At 46.1% G+C, this 19330-nt stretch carries 19 protein-coding genes and 1 tRNA gene; 16 read left to right on the top strand and 4 right to left on the bottom strand.

What is annotated here, in order from left to right; all coding sequences use genetic code 11:
* The first annotated feature begins 64 nt into the window (after positions 1–64).
* The 6 genes from H8716_RS01940 to H8716_RS01915 all read left to right on the top strand — a co-directional run bounded on the left by H8716_RS01940 (position 65) and on the right by H8716_RS01915 (position 5696).
* Positions 65–1231 carry an ABC transporter substrate-binding protein gene (locus tag H8716_RS01940; RefSeq protein WP_249306832.1) on the top strand — a complete coding sequence of 389 codons (1167 nt, stop codon included), beginning with the start codon at positions 65–67 and terminating at the stop codon, positions 1229–1231.
* Between the two features lie 131 nt (positions 1232–1362).
* On the top strand, positions 1363–2241 hold the full coding sequence (locus tag H8716_RS01935) for a branched-chain amino acid ABC transporter permease (RefSeq protein WP_249306829.1): 879 nt from the start codon (positions 1363–1365) through the stop codon (positions 2239–2241).
* Between the two features lie 12 nt (positions 2242–2253).
* Positions 2254–3138, top strand: coding sequence for a branched-chain amino acid ABC transporter permease (locus tag H8716_RS01930; protein WP_249306823.1), 885 nt, complete (start codon positions 2254–2256; stop codon positions 3136–3138).
* Positions 3138–3908 (top strand): ABC transporter ATP-binding protein, encoded by a 771-nt coding sequence (locus H8716_RS01925; RefSeq protein ID WP_249306818.1) that lies wholly within the window; start codon positions 3138–3140, stop codon positions 3906–3908. The genes H8716_RS01930 and H8716_RS01925 overlap by 1 nt, the downstream gene beginning before the upstream one ends.
* A complete protein-coding gene (locus tag H8716_RS01920) occupies positions 3908–4621 on the top strand; it encodes an ABC transporter ATP-binding protein (RefSeq protein WP_249306811.1) in 714 nt (237 codons plus the stop codon). The genes H8716_RS01925 and H8716_RS01920 overlap by 1 nt, the downstream gene beginning before the upstream one ends.
* 16 nt (positions 4622–4637) lie before the next feature.
* Positions 4638–5696: a 2,3-butanediol dehydrogenase gene (locus H8716_RS01915; protein ID WP_249306807.1), complete on the top strand. Its 1059-nt coding sequence runs from the start codon at positions 4638–4640 to the stop codon at positions 5694–5696.
* 77 nt (positions 5697–5773) lie between these two features.
* On the opposite strand, the gene H8716_RS01910 is transcribed toward H8716_RS01915, so the two are convergent.
* Entirely contained in the window at positions 5774–6250 is a 477-nt protein-coding gene (locus H8716_RS01910) for an S-ribosylhomocysteine lyase (RefSeq protein ID WP_249306805.1), read from the bottom strand.
* Positions 6251–6845: 595 nt separating this feature from the next.
* Between H8716_RS01910 and H8716_RS01905 the strand changes: the two genes are divergently transcribed.
* The 7 genes from H8716_RS01905 (at position 6846) to rlmB (ending at position 12580) form a co-directional block, all read left to right on the top strand.
* Positions 6846–7103, top strand: a complete 258-nt coding sequence (locus H8716_RS01905) for a hypothetical protein (RefSeq protein ID WP_249306801.1) — start codon at positions 6846–6848, stop codon at positions 7101–7103.
* Between the two features lie 152 nt (positions 7104–7255).
* A complete protein-coding gene (gene ispF / locus H8716_RS01900; RefSeq protein ID WP_249306796.1) occupies positions 7256–7801 on the top strand; it encodes a 2-C-methyl-D-erythritol 2,4-cyclodiphosphate synthase in 546 nt (181 codons plus the stop codon).
* Positions 7802–7807: 6 nt separating this feature from the next.
* A complete protein-coding gene (locus tag H8716_RS01895; RefSeq protein ID WP_249306791.1) occupies positions 7808–8989 on the top strand; it encodes a GNAT family N-acetyltransferase in 1182 nt (393 codons plus the stop codon).
* Between the two features lie 243 nt (positions 8990–9232).
* Positions 9233–9739 (top strand): DUF1284 domain-containing protein, encoded by a 507-nt coding sequence (locus H8716_RS01890; protein WP_249306784.1) that lies wholly within the window; start codon positions 9233–9235, stop codon positions 9737–9739.
* 147 nt (positions 9740–9886) lie between these two features.
* Positions 9887–11296, top strand: a complete 1410-nt coding sequence (gene cysS, locus H8716_RS01885; RefSeq protein WP_249306779.1) for a cysteine--tRNA ligase — start codon at positions 9887–9889, stop codon at positions 11294–11296.
* The gene (locus H8716_RS01880; protein ID WP_249306778.1) at positions 11281–11760 is read left to right on the top strand and encodes a Mini-ribonuclease 3; all 480 of its coding nucleotides are present in this window, start codon (positions 11281–11283) and stop codon (positions 11758–11760) included. Before cysS ends, H8716_RS01880 begins: the two co-directional genes overlap by 16 nt.
* A 73-nt stretch (positions 11761–11833) precedes the next feature.
* Positions 11834–12580 (top strand): 23S rRNA (guanosine(2251)-2'-O)-methyltransferase RlmB, encoded by a 747-nt coding sequence (rlmB, locus tag H8716_RS01875; protein ID WP_249306777.1) that lies wholly within the window; start codon positions 11834–11836, stop codon positions 12578–12580.
* A gap of 190 nt (positions 12581–12770) precedes the next feature.
* Here rlmB and H8716_RS01870 read toward each other — a convergent pair.
* The 3 genes from H8716_RS01870 to H8716_RS01860 form a co-directional block, all read right to left on the bottom strand.
* Positions 12771–12843 (bottom strand) — tRNA-Thr (locus H8716_RS01870).
* Positions 12844–12948: 105 nt separating this feature from the next.
* Positions 12949–13260, bottom strand: a complete 312-nt coding sequence (locus tag H8716_RS01865; RefSeq protein ID WP_249306776.1) for an AzlD domain-containing protein — start codon at positions 13258–13260, stop codon at positions 12949–12951.
* Positions 13250–13972, bottom strand: coding sequence for an AzlC family ABC transporter permease (locus tag H8716_RS01860; protein ID WP_249306775.1), 723 nt, complete (start codon positions 13970–13972; stop codon positions 13250–13252). Before H8716_RS01860 ends, H8716_RS01865 begins: the two co-directional genes overlap by 11 nt.
* Before the next feature lie 150 nt (positions 13973–14122).
* Here H8716_RS01860 and H8716_RS01855 point away from each other — a divergent pair, with 150 nt between their 5' ends.
* From H8716_RS01855 to H8716_RS01845, 3 genes are read left to right on the top strand one after another with little or no spacing between them, the layout of a single operon-like run.
* A complete protein-coding gene (locus tag H8716_RS01855) occupies positions 14123–14380 on the top strand; it encodes a glyoxalase (protein WP_249306774.1) in 258 nt (85 codons plus the stop codon).
* Between the two features lie 3 nt (positions 14381–14383).
* Entirely contained in the window at positions 14384–17101 is a 2718-nt protein-coding gene (locus H8716_RS01850; RefSeq protein ID WP_249306773.1) for a DEAD/DEAH box helicase, read from the top strand.
* Complete coding sequence (locus H8716_RS01845) at positions 17058–19328, top strand: ATP-dependent helicase (RefSeq protein WP_249306772.1); 2271 nt, start codon at positions 17058–17060, stop codon at positions 19326–19328. Before H8716_RS01850 ends, H8716_RS01845 begins: the two co-directional genes overlap by 44 nt.
* Positions 19329–19330 lie beyond the last annotated feature (2 nt).

Below are 19330 nucleotides of genomic sequence, written 5' to 3'. Positions count from 1 at the left end.
ATGACTCCCCATGAAAACATGGAAAAAGAATGACAAGAAAAAGAATGACAAGAGGAGAAAAATTATGAAAAAGAGAGTACTTACCGTTACAGCGGCAGCCGCATTGACACTTGCCTTAGGCTGCGGAGCATTTGCTCAGGATCTGGATACAGAGAATCCGATTAAGATCGGATATGTAGGAGCCCTTTCCGGAGACACTGCTCTCTGGGGACAGGCAGGATTAAACGGCATGGAGCTGACTGCAAAGCAGATCAATGAAGAAGGCGGCATCCTTGGCAGAGAAGTTCAGATCATTGGTCTGGATGGAAAAGGCGCTCCGGATGATTCTGTTACAGCTTATAAAAAGCTGGTGGAAGAAGAAGGCGTATGTGCAGTAGTGGGAACCAACTTCTCCAGCTGCAACATTGCCATTGCAGCCGTTGCAGACGAACTGGAAGTTCCGGTAATCGCCACAGCAGCATCCAATGACCAGGTAACGGTAGATTCAGACGGTAATCTGCATCCGTATTCTTTCCGTTTATGCTTTATTGATTCCTATATGGGATATCTGGCAGGAACTTATGCTTACGATGAACTGGGACTGAAGACCTGTGCAGTCATCGAAGATATCACAGACAGCTACAGCACCAGCGTGGGTGACTACATGGTGCAGACCTTTACCGATCTGGGAGGCGAACTGGTAGCATCCGAAGAAGCACAGAATGGAGACAACGATTTCCGTGCACAGCTTACCAAGATCGCAGCAGCACAGCCGGATGTAGTTTTCATTCCATGGAACTATGAAAATGTCTGCCTGATTGCTCAGCAGGCAAGAGAACTGGGTATCACAAGCGTATTCTTCGGAGCAGACGGCTGGGATACTACAGAACTGATTGATCTGTCCAATGGTGCACTGGAAGGATGCTATTACGTATCCAGACCTGGTTTCAATCTTCCGGATGCAGCAGCGTATGGAGAAGTTTATCAGAAAGAATACAACGTAGCACTGGAAAGCGAATGCCTCTATGGAAATGATGGCGTACAGTGGATCAAACAGGCTATCGAAGCAGCCGGAAGTGATGATCCAAAGGCTATCCGTGATCAGTTAGAGGCAACCGACAGCTTTGACGGACTTCTGGGACACATGAGTGTTGATCCGGAAACCCACAATCCAAGCAGAGATGCAGCAATCTTCGAAGTCAAAGACAACGAAGTACAGTATGTGGGAATTTATGATCCGGAAAGTAAATAAACAAGAATAAAATAAGAAAAGCAGCGAGACCGGGGGTGGGATACCAGGACTGTAACAGGTAAAAGTATCCGTTTCCGGTCTTGGGTCTGCTTTTTATTAATAAAACAAGAAACAGATGAGGAGACGAAAAAATGAAGATATTGATTCAGCAGATCATTACCGGAATTTCCATCGGAAGTGTGTATGCATTGATTGCATCTGGATATGCGCTTGTTTACAGTTTACTGGATTTTTCCAACTGGGCACATGGAGAAGTCTGTATGCTGGGAGCCTATGTATGTTTTATGGCAACCACAGTGAATAATATGCCGTACTGGCTGTCCTGCGTGCTTGGAATCGGTGGTGCAGCAGTGATCAGTTTTCTCAATGAGAAGATTGCCTACCGCAAGATCCGAAACAACGGTTCACCAAATATGTTCCTGATGATTGCAGCAATGGGATTATCCACTACTTATCAGAACCTGGCAAATGTCATCTGGGGATCTAAGTTCAAACAGCTTCCGAAGATCTTTTCTGTAGGAACCATCAATTTTGACGGGATCTATATTGGAACTACAGACATGCTTTGTCTGGGATTGTCGGCAGTGGCACTTGTGATATTACTTCTTATTATAAATAAGAGCAAGTTTGGCCTGCACGTAAGAGCAGTAGCCTGCAGCAGCCGGACAGCCGGGCTTTTGGGCGTAAAGATCGATCGTGTCATTGCAGTGGTATTCATGCTGGCAGGAGCACTGGCAGGTCTTGCAGGTATTATGTATGGTATGAAATATAATATTTATCCGACTATGGGAAATGTGGGACTGAAGGCATTTATCGCATCTGTCATCGGAGGTCTGGGAAGTGTTCCAGGAGCCATTGCAGGAGCCGTACTTCTGGGACTGATTGAGACCGTCGTATCCGGATATATCAGTTCCGGTCTTCGTGACCTGATTTCATTCTGTCTGCTGATTCTGATTCTGCTGGTTCGTCCAAGTGGATTATTCGGTGTAGACGTACAGGAAAAAGCATAGGAGGAGAAGAACATGTTAAATTCATTTCAGGAAGGTGTTTTGATAATTTGCTGTGTGAATATGATTGCGGTTCTGGGAATGTCCGTACTGACTGGATTTACCCGGCTGTTTTCTTTTGGAAATGCCGGATTTATGTCCATCGGCGCCTATGCAGCTGCGATCTGCAGTGTAGAATATCATATGCCGTTTGTGGTATCCATTCTGATCGGGGCAGCGGCAGCGGGAGCAGTATCTTATGTACTGGGAAGTCTGACCATCCGTTTAAGAGGCGATTATTTCCTGATCAGCTGTCTGGGATTTGGAGAGTGTGTCAGAGTCTTGTTTAACTATACGAAAAATATTACCGGAGGAGCCAACGGCTACTCTAATATTCCTTATAAAACCACAGGTATCGTAGCGGTAATCTGCACGGTGCTGGCATTCATCATTGCCTGGAACTTTATACATTCCAGATACGGACAGGCATTATCTGCCATTCGTGAAAATGAGCTGGCAGCAGCAGCAAACGGTATCAATGTAGTACGTTATAAGAAAATGTCTTTTGTATTCAGTGCCATCTATGCAGGATGGGCAGGCGGACTGTATGCGCATTACCTCCGTTTCATTACACCGACACTGTTTAATCTGGGAAAGAGCAGTGAACTGGTGATTACCACGGTCCTTGGAGGACTTGGAAGTCTGACCGGAAGTGTGCTGGGAACGATCATTGTACAGATTCTGCCGGAGATCTTCCGAAGCATGTCAGAATACCGTATGCTGTTTTACGGAATCGCAGTAGTACTCATGATACTCTTACGTCCGGACGGATTATACGGATACCGGGAGTTCAGTCTGAAACGTCTGATTGCTAGAATCACGAACCCTGGAAAAAGTAAAACAGCAAAGGAGCAGAAATAATGAGCGAACCAATACTTGAAATGCGTGGTGTGGAAAAACGGTTCGGCGGAGTACGCGCAATCGATGAATTCAGTCTGAAAGTGGAGCCGGGGATGGTGTACGGACTGATCGGACCAAACGGAGCGGGAAAAACCACGATTTTTAATACGATAACAGGTATCTACCATGTGGATGCCGGAAAAATACTGTTTCAGGGTAAGGACATTACCAAAGTAGAGCCGCATCAGGCGGCAAGACTGGGAATTGCCAGAACTTTTCAGAATATCCGTCTGTTCGGGAATCTGTCAGTAAAGAGTAACGTAGAGATATCCTGCAACATGAATGCAGGATACCATCTGGGAGATGCATTGCTTCGCACTCCTCGCTATCGTCGTGTTACCAAAGAGACTGAAGAGCGTGCCATGGAATTCCTGAAGATTGTAGGACTGGCAGACAAGGGAGAAGAGAGGGCAAGCAGTCTTCCGTATGGTCATCAGAGAAAGCTGGAGATTGCCAGAGCCATGGCAACGAATCCGAAGCTTCTGCTTCTGGATGAGCCGGCAGCCGGAATGAATGCAGATGAGTCACTGGAGCTGGTAGAATTTATCCGGGAATTAAAAGAAAGATTTCAGATTACGATTCTCATGATAGAGCATCACATGGATGTAGTTACCAGCCTGTGCGATGCATGTACCGTGTTGAATTTTGGTAAAACACTGGCAGCGGGAACTGTAGAGGAGATTAAGAAGAATCCGGAAGTTATCGCTGCATATCTGGGAGGAGACGAATAATGGCACAGGAATTATTGAGAGTAGAACATCTGTCTGCCGCATACGGCGGAATTCATGCCTTGCATGATATTTCCCTGGAAGTAGAGGAAGGGGAGATAGTAGCAGTTCTTGGCGCAAACGGAGCTGGAAAATCCACTTTGCTGAAGTGTCTTTCCGGCGAGAAAAAGTTCCTGAATGGTTCCATTACCTTTGATGGAAAACCATTGCCGTCCAAGCCGTATCAGGTAGTGGAAAACGGTATGGTCATTGTCCCGGAGGGAAGACAGATTTTCTATAAATTGTCTGTAAAAGATAATCTGAAAGTAGGATGCTGCCTGAGAAATGATAAAGATGGAATTCGCAAGGATTTTGAACGGGTCTACGCCATGTTTCCGCGTCTGAAAGAACGTGAGAACCAGTATGGAGGACTGCTTTCAGGAGGAGAACAGCAGATGCTGGCAATTGCCCGCGGACTGATGGCAAAACCAAGGCTTCTGATGCTGGATGAGCCGGGACTGGGACTGGCGCCGATTATTGTAAATCAGATCATGGACATTTTGAAAGAAGTTAATGAAGAAGGAACGACCATTCTTCTGATTGAACAGAATGCAAGAAAGGCGCTAAAGCTTTGTGACAGAGCCTATTTGATGAACGTAGGAAATATTGTAACAGAAGGAACCGGTAAGGAATTACTGGCAGACAGTACCTTGATGGAAGCATATCTGGGACAGTAGGACAGAAAGGACAGCGATGATGAAAGCAGCAGTATGGCATGGATATAAAGATATCAGAATTGAAGAAGTAAAAGAACCGTCACCGAAACCTGGACAGGTGAAGATTAAAGTAGACTGGGCGGGAATCTGCGGGACAGACCGGCATGAATATGAGGGACCGAACTTTATACCGGTAAAGAAACCACATCGACTTACCGGACGGGTAGCACCGCTGACGATAGGACATGAATTCTCAGGAGAGATTGTAGAACTGGGAGAAGGCGTGGAAGGATGGAATGTAGGAGACAAAGTAACGGCAAACGGCAGTCTGACCTGTGGTGTTTGTGAAGCCTGCAGAAGTGGAAGATATAATATCTGCCAGAAGCTTGGCTTTTTAGGTGTAGGGGATGATGGCGCATTTGCAGATTATGTGGTAGTAGAAGCTGCAAAACTGTTTGCTATTCCGGAAGGTGTCAGCCAGCGTCATGCGGCTGTTGCAGAACCGCTGGCATGCGGTATTCATGCCACCAATCTTCTGGGAGATATCAAAGGAAAAGATGTGGTAGTGATCGGACCTGGCATCATCGGGTTGTCAGCCTTTTTGGGTGCCAAGTATGCAGGGGCAGGACGTATTCTGGTATCCGGTATCGGAGACTACCGAAAAGAGCTGATCGAAAAATACGGCGGTACCTACGTGGATGCATCCAAAACAGATCTGGAAAGCTTCGTACAGCAGTGGAGTGATGGCAGGCTTGCCGATGTGGTATACGAATGCATCGGAGCAGAACAGACACTGGATCAGGCGATCCGCATCAGTAAACCTGGAGCAAAGCTGATGATTATGGGCGTATTTGGAAAGAAACCAGTGATTGATATGAACACACTGCAGGAAGCAGAACGTGTACTGTATACAAGCCAGGCACATGTGAATGAGATTGCCACAGCACTGGAGTATATGAAAGAGGGCAAGATCAATGCCGATGAACTGATTACCAGAGAAGTGACACTGGATACATTGGTGGATGATGGTTTTGAATATCTGATCCAGCACGGACCGGAAAATATCAAAGTGCTGATTCGGATTGGAGAAAAATAAAAGAATAGAAAAATCCCGTATTTCACAAAATGTGAGTACGGGGTTTTTCTTTGTGGATAAATGTAAAATCAGGTTATTTATTCGTGATAAACCAGACGATCCTCTGTAATGTTCTCCAGAACCTGCAGATAATGTTTTGCACAGTACTGGGCCATCGGAAGGTTCAGGTCAAGGTAGTTGCCGCAGTCTCTTGCAGAAGCACCAGGAATGTCACCTTCGTAGTCGCGGATGAACCGGAACATCTCTACCATGAGATCTACAATATCCTTAGATTCATAATCACCCGCCAGGATCAGATAGAATCCGGTACGACATCCCATAGGTCCGAAATACACCGTTTTATCTTTGTATACAGGATGGTTACGCATGAATGTGGCACCGAGATGTTCAATGGCGTGAATTTCAGCAGTATTCATAACCGGCTCCAGATTTGGTGTGGTCATACGAAGATCAAAAGTAGTAACTGTTTCAGATCCTACATGGTCTTTTCTGGATACGTAAACACCTGGTTTTAAAGTAAGGTGGTTCACAGTAAAACTAGCAATTTTTTCCATAATAAAGTCTCCTTTTTGCATCTTAGAATGCTGTAAGCATTCCTATATTCTTCCTGCTTATCTGTGAAGGTACTGAATATTTATATCAGATGTGAGATGACTCCCACCTCTTTAGGGACGCCACTGAAAAAGTCCTTATTTTGCGCAAAGTAGCACAAGATAAAGTATATTTATATGTTTTGCGCTACTATATATTGTATGTAAAAACAGTTTTTCAGTGGCGTCCTTTAGGTAGCGAGGAGCAAATTAGTATCAGTGGTGGGAGTCAATCCCCCATCTGATATAGCCTCCGGCAGGATTGCAGAGATGCGCAAAAGAAATATGTCATGCTTTGCATGACGCGCATCTCGCAGCAAGAATGCCGAGGCATTCTTGAAACCTACCATATTAGTATGAATCAAAATGCGTAAAATGTCAATTACTGGTTATTACGTATGGGTAAAACGGTAATACCAGTACAGCATACAAAAATTAACTGTACCAGTCTTCATAAAAAATTCACAAATTATTATGGAAGTAAGTATTGAATTTTCTGAAAAAAGTGCTAGAATAACTACAGTGTTAAAAAGAACACCAATAAGAGGAGGAAGTTATCATGAAAAAGAAATTATTAGCATTAACAGCAGTCGTTGCATTAGCAGGTGTTGTTATGGTTGGATGTGGAAGCAAGACAAAGGAGACAGAGGCAGCTACTACAGCAGTAACTGAGTCAACAGAAGCAGCTACAGAAGCAGCAAGCGAAGAGACAACAACAGAAGCAGCAAGCGAAGAGACAACAACAGAAGCAGCAGCTACAGAAGCAGCAGCTACAGAAGCAGTTTCCGAAGCAGAGACAACAGAAGCAGCTGAATAAGCAAAAGCTGTGGGGCACTGTGAGAAAATTCTCACAGTGCTTTTTTTTATTCTTTTTTTAGTGTATACTATGGAACAGGAAAAGAAGAAATCATACTGTTCAGAATCCAATGTAAGAGGGAACTGTACAGAGAACGTGAAAGGAGTCAGGCAATGAGAGTTGGAATGGGATATGATGTGCATCGTCTGGTGGAAGACAGAAAGCTGATTCTTGGGGGAGTGGAGATTCCTTATGAGAAAGGACTTCTGGGACACTCGGACGCAGATGTATTACTGCATGCCATTATGGATGCACTTCTTGGGGCAGCGGCACTTGGAGATATTGGTAAACATTTTCCGGATACAGATCCGGCTTATGAAGGGGCTTCCAGCATGAAGCTTCTGGAGCATGTGGGAGAACTTCTGGAAGAACATAATTATGTGATTGAAAATATTGATGCGACTATTATTGCCCAGCGGCCGAAGATGCTTCCTCATATACCACAGATGGTGAAGAATGTGGCAGAGGCTCTGGGACTGGAAGAAAATCAGGTGAATATTAAGGCAACCACAGAAGAAGGTCTGGGATTTACCGGAAGCGGAGAGGGGATTTCCTCTCAGGCTATCTGTATGCTGACACCTGTGATGGATATCAGCAGTTTTGATTATATAGGACAGCCAGGTGGATGTGGCGGCTGTGGCGGCTGCCAGAGCAGGTAAGCAGGCATGGCTGTACTGGGAAAGACAGAATGGAAAAAGGCAAGGAAACTGTGGGAAGAAGTATTTGATGAAGATACAGAGCAGTTCCTGGATTATTATGAATGCTATGTGGCAGATCATAACCTGATTTTTGCAGAACAGGAACAGGGGAAAATCGTATCCATGTTGCAGTTGAATCCATACAGGGTTCACATGGGAGATCAGAAGGCAGACAGCTATTATATTGTAGCTGTTGCTACCGGAGAAGAGTACCGCCATCAGGGGCGTATGAGAAGACTTCTGACGGAAGCCATGAACCACATGTATCAGAAAGAGATCCCATTTACGTTTCTGATGCCGGCATCAGAGTCGATCTATCTGCCCTTTGATTTTGTGACAGTATATCATCAGAGCATGTTTACTTACGGTGCGGAGATGGACGTGCAGCCAGACGGATCATGGCACTGTGTGCCTTGCCGCCGGGATCAGTTACAGGAACTGGCAGAATGGTCAGATGCCTTTTTGCAGAAGCACAGTGATGTAGTTACTGTGAGGACAGAAGACTACTACAAACGCATCTGGAAGGAACAGGAATCTATGAACGGTCAGATTCTGTTATTCTATGAGAAAGAACAGCTTCGGGGGTATTGCTTCACTGGATATGAAGGCAGTGCGGAAAGCTGGGAGATTGCAGTAACGGATGAACATCAGAGTAGCAAAAGTTACGTTTTTGGGGAAGAAAGCAGACGTCAGGCAGCAGCCAACCGCAGGGCAATGGAAGCACTGACCCGTTGGTTTGGAGAAAGAAATCAGCTTCCGGTACGGATCTGCGGATTTTTACCGGGAAGCGGTATCGAGGGGATTACGGTAAGGGAATTGTCAAGCCGTCCGATGACCATGGTGCGGATCGTGAATCTGAAGACCTTTGTCAACAGGGTGCGGGCGAAGAATCCGGTGCAGTTTCTACTTAAGGTTAAAGATCCTGTAATACAGGAGAACTGTGGAGTATTCCGCTTTGAACTGGGAAGAGAGCAGTCAGAATTGATCAGCATAAGTGAGAAGGAAGAACAGCGCCAGTCAGACTGGGAGATACCGGAAGTAACCATCTCAGAGCTGGCAGCAGCACTGTATGGTGTGGAGCAAAATGAGAAGATACCACAGGGAGAGATCTGCCTGCTTAGCCGTGTATATCTGAATGAGATTGTCTGATATTGATTCATAAAAACGGACAGTGGGTCCTGAAAAGATACGAAGAAAGTACATCAGATGTGAAATGACTCCCACCTCTGCAGGTGGCGAGCAACAAATTAGTATCAGTGGTGGGAGTCAATCCCACATCTGATATAGCCTCCGGCAGGATTGCAGAGATGCGCAGGAGAAGTATGTCATGCATTGCATGACGCGCATCTCGCAGCAAGAACGTAAGAGAAGAACAGAGAGGAGAACTATATTATGAAAGATAAAGAACTGATAGAGCTGCGGGCGCACCATCTGCTCTGCATGCCGATGTATTCCGGACATGGGTACAGCGAAGAGTTTTGCATACACATGTCGGAGGTGATTGACTGCCTTCATGAAGGCAAGGTGAACTTAAGGATTCTGCCTACACCGGATGAAGTGTGCAGCCACTGTCCGAATCTGCAGCCTGCATCTCTGGCAGAAACAGATCTTGAGGGAGAAAAACTGGACTGGAGTAAAATACGTTCCGAAGATCCGAGAGTAGCAGGAAGATCCTGTAAACATGAGGCACGGACGTCCAATAAAGACAGCATGCTTTTGAATGCTTTCGGACTGACCGGTGGTCAGATTTATACCATAGAGGAACTGGTTGCAACTGTACAGAAAAATATGACAGAAGCTGTATTTGAGAAGTCCTGCGGCAAGTGTTCCTGGAGAGAACAGGGATTGTGTAATTATGAGATGTGGCAGGATCATTTTCCGAAGCTGTTTTCCAGATAATCCACAGAAGATATGTTGACGAAGCTGTGTTTTTTATCTCGCTTTGTTGACAAATACATGTTTTTTTCATACACTTAGAAAGAATGAAAGCGTATCTGTGAGGAGACTGAGCAGATATAGATAAAGAAAGATAAATGGAGAAACAACATGAGAGTTTATAATACGATGACAAAGAAAAAAGAGGAGTTTGTGCCTCTGGTACCTGGCAAGGTAAGTATGTATGTATGCGGTCCTACTGTATACAATCTGATTCACATCGGAAATGCACGTCCGATGATTGTTTTTGACACAGCGAGACGTTATATGGAACATAAAGGATATGAAGTAAATTATGTATCCAATTTTACGGATGTAGATGACAAGATTATTAAAAAAGCCATTGAAGAAGGCACAACAGCCGAAGAAGTGGCACAGCGTTATATTGAAGAATGCAAGAAGGATATGGAAGGCATGAATGTAAAACCGGCTACCACCCATCCTCTGGCAACTCAGGAGATTGACGGCATGATCGATATGATCTCCACACTGATTGAAAAAGGCTATGCATACCCGGCGGCAGACGGTACTGTATACTTCCGTACCCGTCAGTTTAAGGAATACGGCAAGCTGTCCCACAAGAATCTGGATGACTTAAGAGCGGGTAACAGATCTCTCCTGGTATCCGGTGAAGACCAGAAGGAAGACCCACTGGATTTCGTACTCTGGAAGCCAAAGAAAGAAGGAGAACCGTCCTGGCCGTCACCATGGTGCGACGGACGTCCTGGCTGGCATATTGAGTGCTCCGTGATGTCTAAGAAGTATCTTGGAGAAGAGATTGACATCCATGCCGGCGGGGAAGACCTGATTTTCCCACATCATGAGAACGAGATCGCACAGAGTGAATGCTGCAATGGAAAAGAATTTGCAAGATACTGGCTGCACAATGCATTCCTGAACATTGATAACCGAAAGATGTCCAAATCTCTTGGCAATTTCTTTACCGTTCGTGAAATCGGAGAGAAATACGATCTTCAGGTGTTGCGTTTCTTCATGCTCAGTGCCCATTACAGAAGCCCGCTGAACTTCAGTGCAGACCTTATGGAAGCGTCCAAGAATGCACTGGACCGTATCATCAATGCAGTGGACAATCTGAAGTTCCTGGCTGGCAGTGCGGCAGAAGGCGAGATGACCGAAGCCGAGAAGAAAGAGGCAGAAGGACTGACAGAATACGAGAAGAAGTTTGATGAAGCCATGGATGATGACTTCAATACCGCAGATGCCATCGCAGCAATCTTTGAACTGGTAAAATATGCCAACAGCAATGTGACAGCAGAGAATACCAAGGCCTTTATTAATGCAGTAAAAGAAAAGATTATCAGCCTTTCTGATATTCTCGGACTGATTGTGGAAAAAGAAGAAGAGATTCTGGACAGTGACATTGAAAAACTGATTGAAGAACGTCAGGCAGCAAGAAAAGAAAAGAACTTTGCCAGAGCAGATGAGATCCGTAATCTTCTGTTGGAAAAGGGCATTGTATTAAAAGACACCAGAGAAGGCGTAAAATGGGAGAGAGCATAATAAATCAGGATTATCTGGAACAGCAGATGAATCTGCCGGAGGTAGATCTGCGGCAGTACTCTCCTCTGACTCTGGCCTATATCGGGGACGGGGTGTTTGAATTGATTATCCGTACCATTATGGTTCAGCAGGAGAACTGCCCGGTGCAGAAGCTTCACAGAAGAACCAGTACACTGGTAAAAGCGGAGAATCAGGCGGAGATGATCGACCGGATGATGCCGTATCTGACGGAAGAAGAGCAGACCGCATACCGGAGAGGAAGGAATGCCAAGTCTTATACCAAGGCGAAGAATGCATCCACAGGAACCTACCGCAAGGCAACGGGATTCGAAGCACTGATCGGCTATCTTTATTTACAGAAGAAGCTGGAACGGATCATCGATCTGGTAAAGATCGGACTGGAAGGCGAGGACTTTAAGAGAATAGATGCCCACAACCATTATAGAGAGCAAAAAGAACATTAACTGAGTGTAAGTATTCAGAGCCACATATTTGTCGATATGCGCATGGCTCTGAATCTTTATAAGTGAGGAAATTATGAGATACGAAGAATTAACCATTGAAGGCAGAAATGCAGTGACCGAAGCATTTCGTTCCGGGAAGACCATTGACAAGTTATTTGTGCTGGATGGCTGTCAGGACGGTCCTGTACGAACTATTATCCGGGAAGCAAAAAAGCATGATACCATCATCAATTACGTTGCAAAAGAGCGTCTGGATCAGATGAGTGAGACCGGTAAGCACCAGGGTGTGATTGCTATGGCAGCAGCTTATGAATATGCAGAAGTAGAAGACATTCTGGCTCTGGCAGCAGAAAAGGGAGAACCGCCATTTATTTTCCTGCTAGACAATATTGAAGATCCACACAATCTGGGAGCTATTATCCGTACTGCGAATCTGGCAGGTGCCCATGGCGTGATTATTCCGAAGCGCCGGGCAGTGGGACTGACTGCGACAGTAGCCAGAACCTCAGCAGGGGCATTGAATTATACACCGGTGGCAAAGGTGACCAACTTAAGCAAGACCATAGAAGACCTGAAGAAGCAGGGCATGTGGTTTGTATGTGCCGATATGGGAGGGGAAAGTATGTACCATCTGAACCTGACAGGTCCGATCGGACTGGTGATTGGCAACGAAGGAGAGGGTGTCAGCCGTCTGGTAAAGGAAAAATGCGACTATGTGGCTTCCATTCCGATGAAAGGCGATATCGATTCTCTGAATGCTTCTGTGGCAGCAGGAGTATTAGCTTACGAGATCGTGCGCCAGAGACTGGGTGAGAAATAAAATTCAAGAATGCCGAGGCATTCTTGCTGCGAGATGCGCGTCATGCATTGCATGACGCGCATCTCTGCAATCCCCCATCTGATATAAGGGGACTGGCGGCCGGGGGTTCCCGGCCGTTTTGCTGTCCAGACAACTGGGAGAGTTGATTTGGACACAAAAAAAGGATGATCACTCGGATCATCCTCTTGCAAGCTGATGACGGGAGTTGAACCCGTGACCTCCTCATTACCAATGAGGTGCGCTACCACCTGTGCCACATCAGCCTGAACGATTACTCGCTACAGTTAGATATACTATCATATGGAGGAAAAACTGTCAAGCGGTTTTTGGAAAAATGTTTTGACTTAAATGGATATTCAGGTGAATATCTATACATGGAGAAGCAGTTCCAGTACGAATACCACGACACATGCTGCCGAGGATACAAAGAACAGGCTTTTTCCCAGCCATGCGGCAATTACAGCCACTGCCAGGGCTGCCCATGCAGAGATAGGACTTCCGGTGGCAGACAGGATGGCCGGAAAGGTCATGACTGCCAGTGTCACATAAGGAATATAATACAGGAAGGAACGTAAGGTTACATTTTTGATTTCCTTACGGATCAGTGTCAGAGGCAGCACACGGATCAGTGTGGTAACGATTACCATGATTACAATGTAGATATAAATATTATTTTGCATTTTCTTCAGTCTCCTTTACCGGGAATAAGATGGCAGCAGCTCCAGAGAGCAGTATGGTCAGGATGATAACCTTCATGCCGGTGGAAATATCTGCCAGGAATGGCAGATAAGAAAACAGGCTGCTGCAGAGCATAGCTGCTATGACGAGTCCGGCGATCACTTTATTTTTCCGTGCAGGTGGAATAATGACAGCCAGGAACATGCCATACAGGGCAACGCTTAAGGCTCGGGTAATACGTGCCGGAAGTGCAGTTCCAAGGATTACACCCAGACAGGTGCCAAGTGCCCAGCCAGGGATTGCCACAGCAGCGGTACCGTAAGTATAAAAGGGATTCAGTTTACCGGGTCTGGAAGAAGACACACCGAATATCTCATCAGTGATAAAAAATCCGGTCCAGAAGCGGTGAAACAGAGAAGTCTCAGCAGAGAGCTTCTGTGACAGTGCGCAGGACATCAGCAGATAACGAAGGTTGATGATCAGCTGTGACAGTGCCAGTTCCAGATAGGGAGCCCCCACACTGATAATGCCTAAAGCGGCAAATTCACCCGCGGAGGTGAAATTGGTCAGACTCATAATGGTAGCCGGAAGTGCATGGATACCGAAGTTCCTTGTGGCAATCCCAAGTGTGAACGACACCGCAAGATAACCAAGGGCAATGGGAATACCGTCCCGCAGACCCTCCCGGAAATTTTGTAAATTATAACTGTTCATAAATACCCCCAAATTATGTATAATAGTAATGTCAGGGCAGAGATAAGGGATGCAATGAATATGAATAAATATGCATCGACGCCCGACATTCATTATAGGATTCTAAAGTAAGAAAAGCAACCCTTTTACGGGACTAACAGGAGGATAAATATGCAGTACGATAAGGTATGTCTGGAAACATTTTTGGAGAAACAGAGTCAGTTATTTGATGAGCCGGTGGCAGAGAATCTGGAAGAGGCAGATGCCTTTCTGGAAGATTCTATGGCAGTGGTAAAAAAAGATATGAAAGAAGTGAAAAAATACTTCAAAGACAACATGGATATTACGGGAATGTCTGATGAAGAGATTCTGGAAGCAAGCGAGGTATTCCCACTTCCGGACGGAAGATTCCTGATTGTGGAAGGATAAGGGATGAGCGCAGAGAATTACGGAAAGGATTGTATCATTTATGAAAAAACGATCCCGGAACGGAAGGCGCAGTATACAGAGTATCCACTGCAATTGCATGAGGAACTGAAGAAGTACCTGCAGGAGCAGAGAATCGAGAAACTCTACACTCATCAGGCAGAGATGTTTGAACTGGCAAGAGAGGAAAAAAATGTCGTCATTACCACATCTACGGCCAGCGGGAAGACCTTAAGCTTTTTTCTTCCTGTGGTACAGAGTATACTGGAAAATCCCATGACACGTGCTATCTTTGTCTATCCAACTAAGGCGCTGGCAGCAGATCAGTACCGGGCACTTCAACCAATACTGGAATACTTCGGAAAAAGCAGAATCAGTGCAGGTGTTTACGATGGAGATACACCGGTGACAGAACGCAGCCGTATCCGCAAAAGCGCCAATATCATTCTGACCAATCCGGAGATGCTCAATGGCTCCATGCTGCCCAATCACAGCAAGTACGGATTTGATTTTATATTTGGCAATTTGAGATTCGTGGTGCTGGATGAATTACATACCTATCGGGGAGCCTTTGGTTCCCATATGGCGAATGTATGCCGCCGTCTGGACCGGATCTGCCGGTATTATCATGGACAGCCACAGTTCCTGTGTAGTTCAGCAACCATTGCCAACCCACTGGAACTGGCAGAGAAGATCTGTGGACAAAAGTTTGTCTGCGTCAGTCATGACGGATCAGGGACAGCAGAACGGCGTTATTGTCTGATACAGCCTCCGAAGATTCAGGGAAAAGACGGCAAATATTATGGACAGGAATCTGCCGTAGCAGTGGCAGCGCAGCTTCTTCCACAGCTTATGGAGGAACAGCGCAGCTTTATTGCCTTCACCAGATCCAGAAGAAATGTGGAGATTATATTAAAAGAGACCAGAGACCGGTTGGATCAGGCTGGATTTCTGGGCAGAAGCCGTTCTGATCAGATCTCTGGATATAGAGGCGGCTATACTCCGGCAGAACGAAAAGAGATTGAGCAGAAGATGATTGCAGGCGTACTACTTGGATTAGTATCTACGAATGCCCTGGAACTGGGAATAGACATCGGCCAGATCAGTACCACCGTCCTGGTTGGCTATCCGGGTACCAGAGCATCCTTCTGGCAGCAGACGGGACGTGCCGGGCGAAGCGGGAGCAGCTGTACGAATTATCTGATTCTGGAACAGCTTCCTATGGATCAGTATATTGCACTGGAACCGGACTGGCTTTTTGAAAACAGCAGCGAGCATGCCATCATTGATCCGGATAATCTTCTGATTGAACTGGCACATATCCGTGCGGCTGCGGCAGAACTGCCGTTGTCTCTGGATGATATTGCACTGTTCCCGGATCTGGGGGAAACCATACCGGTATTGATGAATATGGAGGAACTGCGCAGTCAGAACGGACGGTTTGCGTGGTCTGGCGGAGAATATCCGGCAGGCGAATTTTCCATGCGCAATATTGACGAGAATCAGTATCAGTTAATGGAACGGGAGACAGGAAAAGTGATTACCCGCATGGATGAGAGCCAGGCTTTCCGCGAGATCCATCCGGGAGCGGTGTACCTCCATGACGGTGACGCCTATCAGGTAACAGAACTGAATCTGGAGAGTAAGACAGGCTATGCCATTCCTTTTCAGGGAAATTATTACACCGTATCCGGCGGTGAAACCAATATCGAGATCATACACGAACAAAAGAGCCAGACCTGGGAACGGACAGCATTAAGCTTTGGGGAACTGAAGGTGGAAGATTATGTACATATGTATAAAAAATTACAGTTTCATAATCACCAGAATCTGGGATATGAGCAGCTTCGCAGACCACTGGTGAAAAAATACGAGACAGAAGGAACCTGGCTTCGAATTCCGGACAATATAGTTCGGGCATATCGAGGTCTGCTTCAACCTGATCAGGAAGGCAGATATACAAGGAATAATCATTTTGAAGGCTTAAACTTTGCACTGAAAAATGCAGCTCAGATGGTAACGATGACAGAGCAGGAGGACATCGGTGTGATTACGTCCCTTGATGCCATGGAGCTGATGGGACCGCAGGAACAGGAAACAGATCTGTATTTTTATGACCGTTATGTAGGCGGTCTGGGATTTTCCGAGAAGATCTATGATCTGATTCCACAGGTGGTACAGCAGGCTATTCATATGGTGAGTGGCTGCAGGTGTGCAGATGGCTGTGTGGCGTGCGTCGGGGATTACCGGCTGGATAAGAAGATGGTGCTGTGGGGACTGAAGAATCTGATTGCAGAAGAACCACTTCCGGAAGGCAGCAAAGTAGTGACGTGGGCACCGACTGTCTGGAGACAGAAGGCATTCACATTGGAAAATCTGACAGAAAAGTGGAAGGAATTTGTGCAGGCAGCCAAACAAAACGGAGAGAGTTTCGCAGCATTTTTCGCCAGCGTTCAGAAGGTGGAGACAGAAAAGAACAGGATATGTCTGACCGTGGAAAGTGCATTTTATGCGGACTGGGCTCAGAGTTTTGAGAATCTGACAGTAATCAGAAATGTATTGAGATATTACGTGGAAATGCCGGAGAATACAAGAATCGCGGTAATTTCCGGACAGAATAGCCGGGACAGTGACATACAGCAGGAGCGAAAGGCAAAGCAGGAGAAGGTGGCGCGACGCTATGAGCGGACTGAGACATCCTCAGACGGGGGCAGGAAGCAGTAAAAGAGTGACGAAAATGGAGACTATACAGTTAAATCAATATCAATGGGAAGCAGTGCAGGATGAAAGCAATGCCTGTCTGGTTAATGCCAATGTGGGAAGTGGAAAGACTACGGTATTGATCGAGAAAATCCGTTTCCTGCATACAGAGAAAAAGATCGCATTTCAGGATATGTTTGTACTCACGTTCACCAACAAGGCGGCAGGCGAGATACAGGAACGTCTCAGAGAACAGCAGCTTGTTTCCGACAGGGAAGAGATGCTGTTTTTCGGGACGTTTCATGCAGTAGCACTGAATCTGCTGCAGAAGTATCTTCCGGTGGAAGACCTGGGATACAGAGAAGGATTCCAGGTTATGACACCTGAGGAAGAACTGGAGATGGCATTGCAGCTCATCACAGAACATGGACTGAAGATTAAATATAAGAATCGCATGAAAAAGCGTCTGGATCAGGAGCGTGCATCAGGAGAGATGTGTGTGCGTTATCAGGATGACTGGAAAGAACTGATGACACTGCTGGAAGCTGAGAAACACAGACAGAATCAGATGACGTATGCGGATCTGCTGAAAAATGCCACAGAGCTTCTGGAAAGGCATCCAGAGGCAATTCGGGCAAAATGGGTGATCATTGATGAGGTACAGGACTGCGACCACAGCCAGATGCTGTTTCTGGAACAGCTGAAAAAGCCGGAGACCCATCTGTTTGCAGTGGGAGATCCCAATCAGGTGATCTATAGCTGGAGAGGAAGTGTTTTTCAGATATTTCCGTTGCTGCGTATGAAGTATCAGGCAAGAGAAGTATCACTTCCGGTGAATTATCGTTCCACAGGCACGATTCTGGAAGCGGCAAAACGTTTTTTACAAAATGGTTCCCACCTGGAAGGATGCAGGGAAGCTGGACAGAAGATTGTAATTAAGAATCATTACGATCCCTTTCAGGAGGCAGACTATCTGTCAGGCAGAATACGGGAACTGCATAAACATGGGATTCCATACGGTGAAATAGCCGTATTTTACCGTATGCAGAACCAGTCAGAGATACTGGAGAAGGCGTTCACAAGAGAAGGTATCCCATGTGAAGTGTCTGTGAAAAAAAGTATGCAGGATATTCCGGTTCTGGCATGGTTTTTCCATGTACTGAAAAGTGCATTGTATCCGGAAAATAAGACAGATCTGCTTCTGGCTCTTTGTGATAAGCAGTATGGAGAAGGGTGGACGCAGAAACGGGCAGAAAAAGAACTGGCAAAGGCAGGGAAGACAGAAAACAATCAGACAGCGGAAAGCGGGCATCCGAATAAGGGCTTTTCAGGAAATCAGATGGTGGAGAAACAGATGCCAGAAAAAAGGAATCTGGAGAAAATGTCGTTGCTTTTGCGCATTCAGTATATGCCAGAGGTTCTGCCGGAACGTGCATCCGTGAAGGAGATGAGTGGAATGCTTCCTGACCTTCTGGCACTTCAGATGCAGATTCTGCCTACCAGCGCAGCGTATGAAGAAGAGATGGGACAGGTACAGAAAGTATTGGAGATACTTTGCAGGGAAATCTGTCGTATCAGTGAGAAAAAGTCGGATGAGGGAATCAGCCGACAGGAGTGGATTACAGCGGCAAAGAACTGTCTGAATGATATTGCGCTGGCGGGCATGCGGATAGAAGACGAGAAGGATTCCCAGACAGATACAGTAAAATTCATGACTTTACATGCGTCCAAGGGACTGGAGTTCTCCCATGTATTTTTGATTGGTGTGAACAATGGACTGATTCCACTGTTGTCCGGCGGCATGGAATCAGAGGAAGAAGAACGCAGGCTGTTTTTTGTGGGAATGACCAGAGCAAAAGAGTATCTGGAGCTTTCCTGGTATACCAGCCCGGACGGACCAAGAGTGATGCCCGGACCGGGACGTTTTTTGCGATTCCTGCCAGATCGTCTGGTGGAATATCCGGAGGGAAAGCCAATGGGAACCAGAAACAGGGAAGATGCTCAGTCACATCTGCAGTCAATCCGAAAGCAGGTAGAGAAGAATCGAATAGAAAATGCAGATGCTGAGAAGACGGGCACTGTGGCACCACAGAGTGACGGTCAGAATACAGTACAAGCAAAACGTGTGCGTCATGTCAGATATGGCATCGGCGAGATTGTAGAAGAGAATGATATGCAGATCATTGTGGAATTCAAAGATTACGGAAGAAAAGAATTTATCCGGCAGTTTGCCATGCTGGAGGAGATATAACA

The sequence above is a fragment of the Jingyaoa shaoxingensis genome (assembly GCF_014385005.1).
Lineage (GTDB): Bacteria > Bacillota > Clostridia > Lachnospirales > Lachnospiraceae > Marvinbryantia > Marvinbryantia shaoxingensis.
This window is presented reverse-complemented; position numbering and strand designations above follow the sequence as displayed.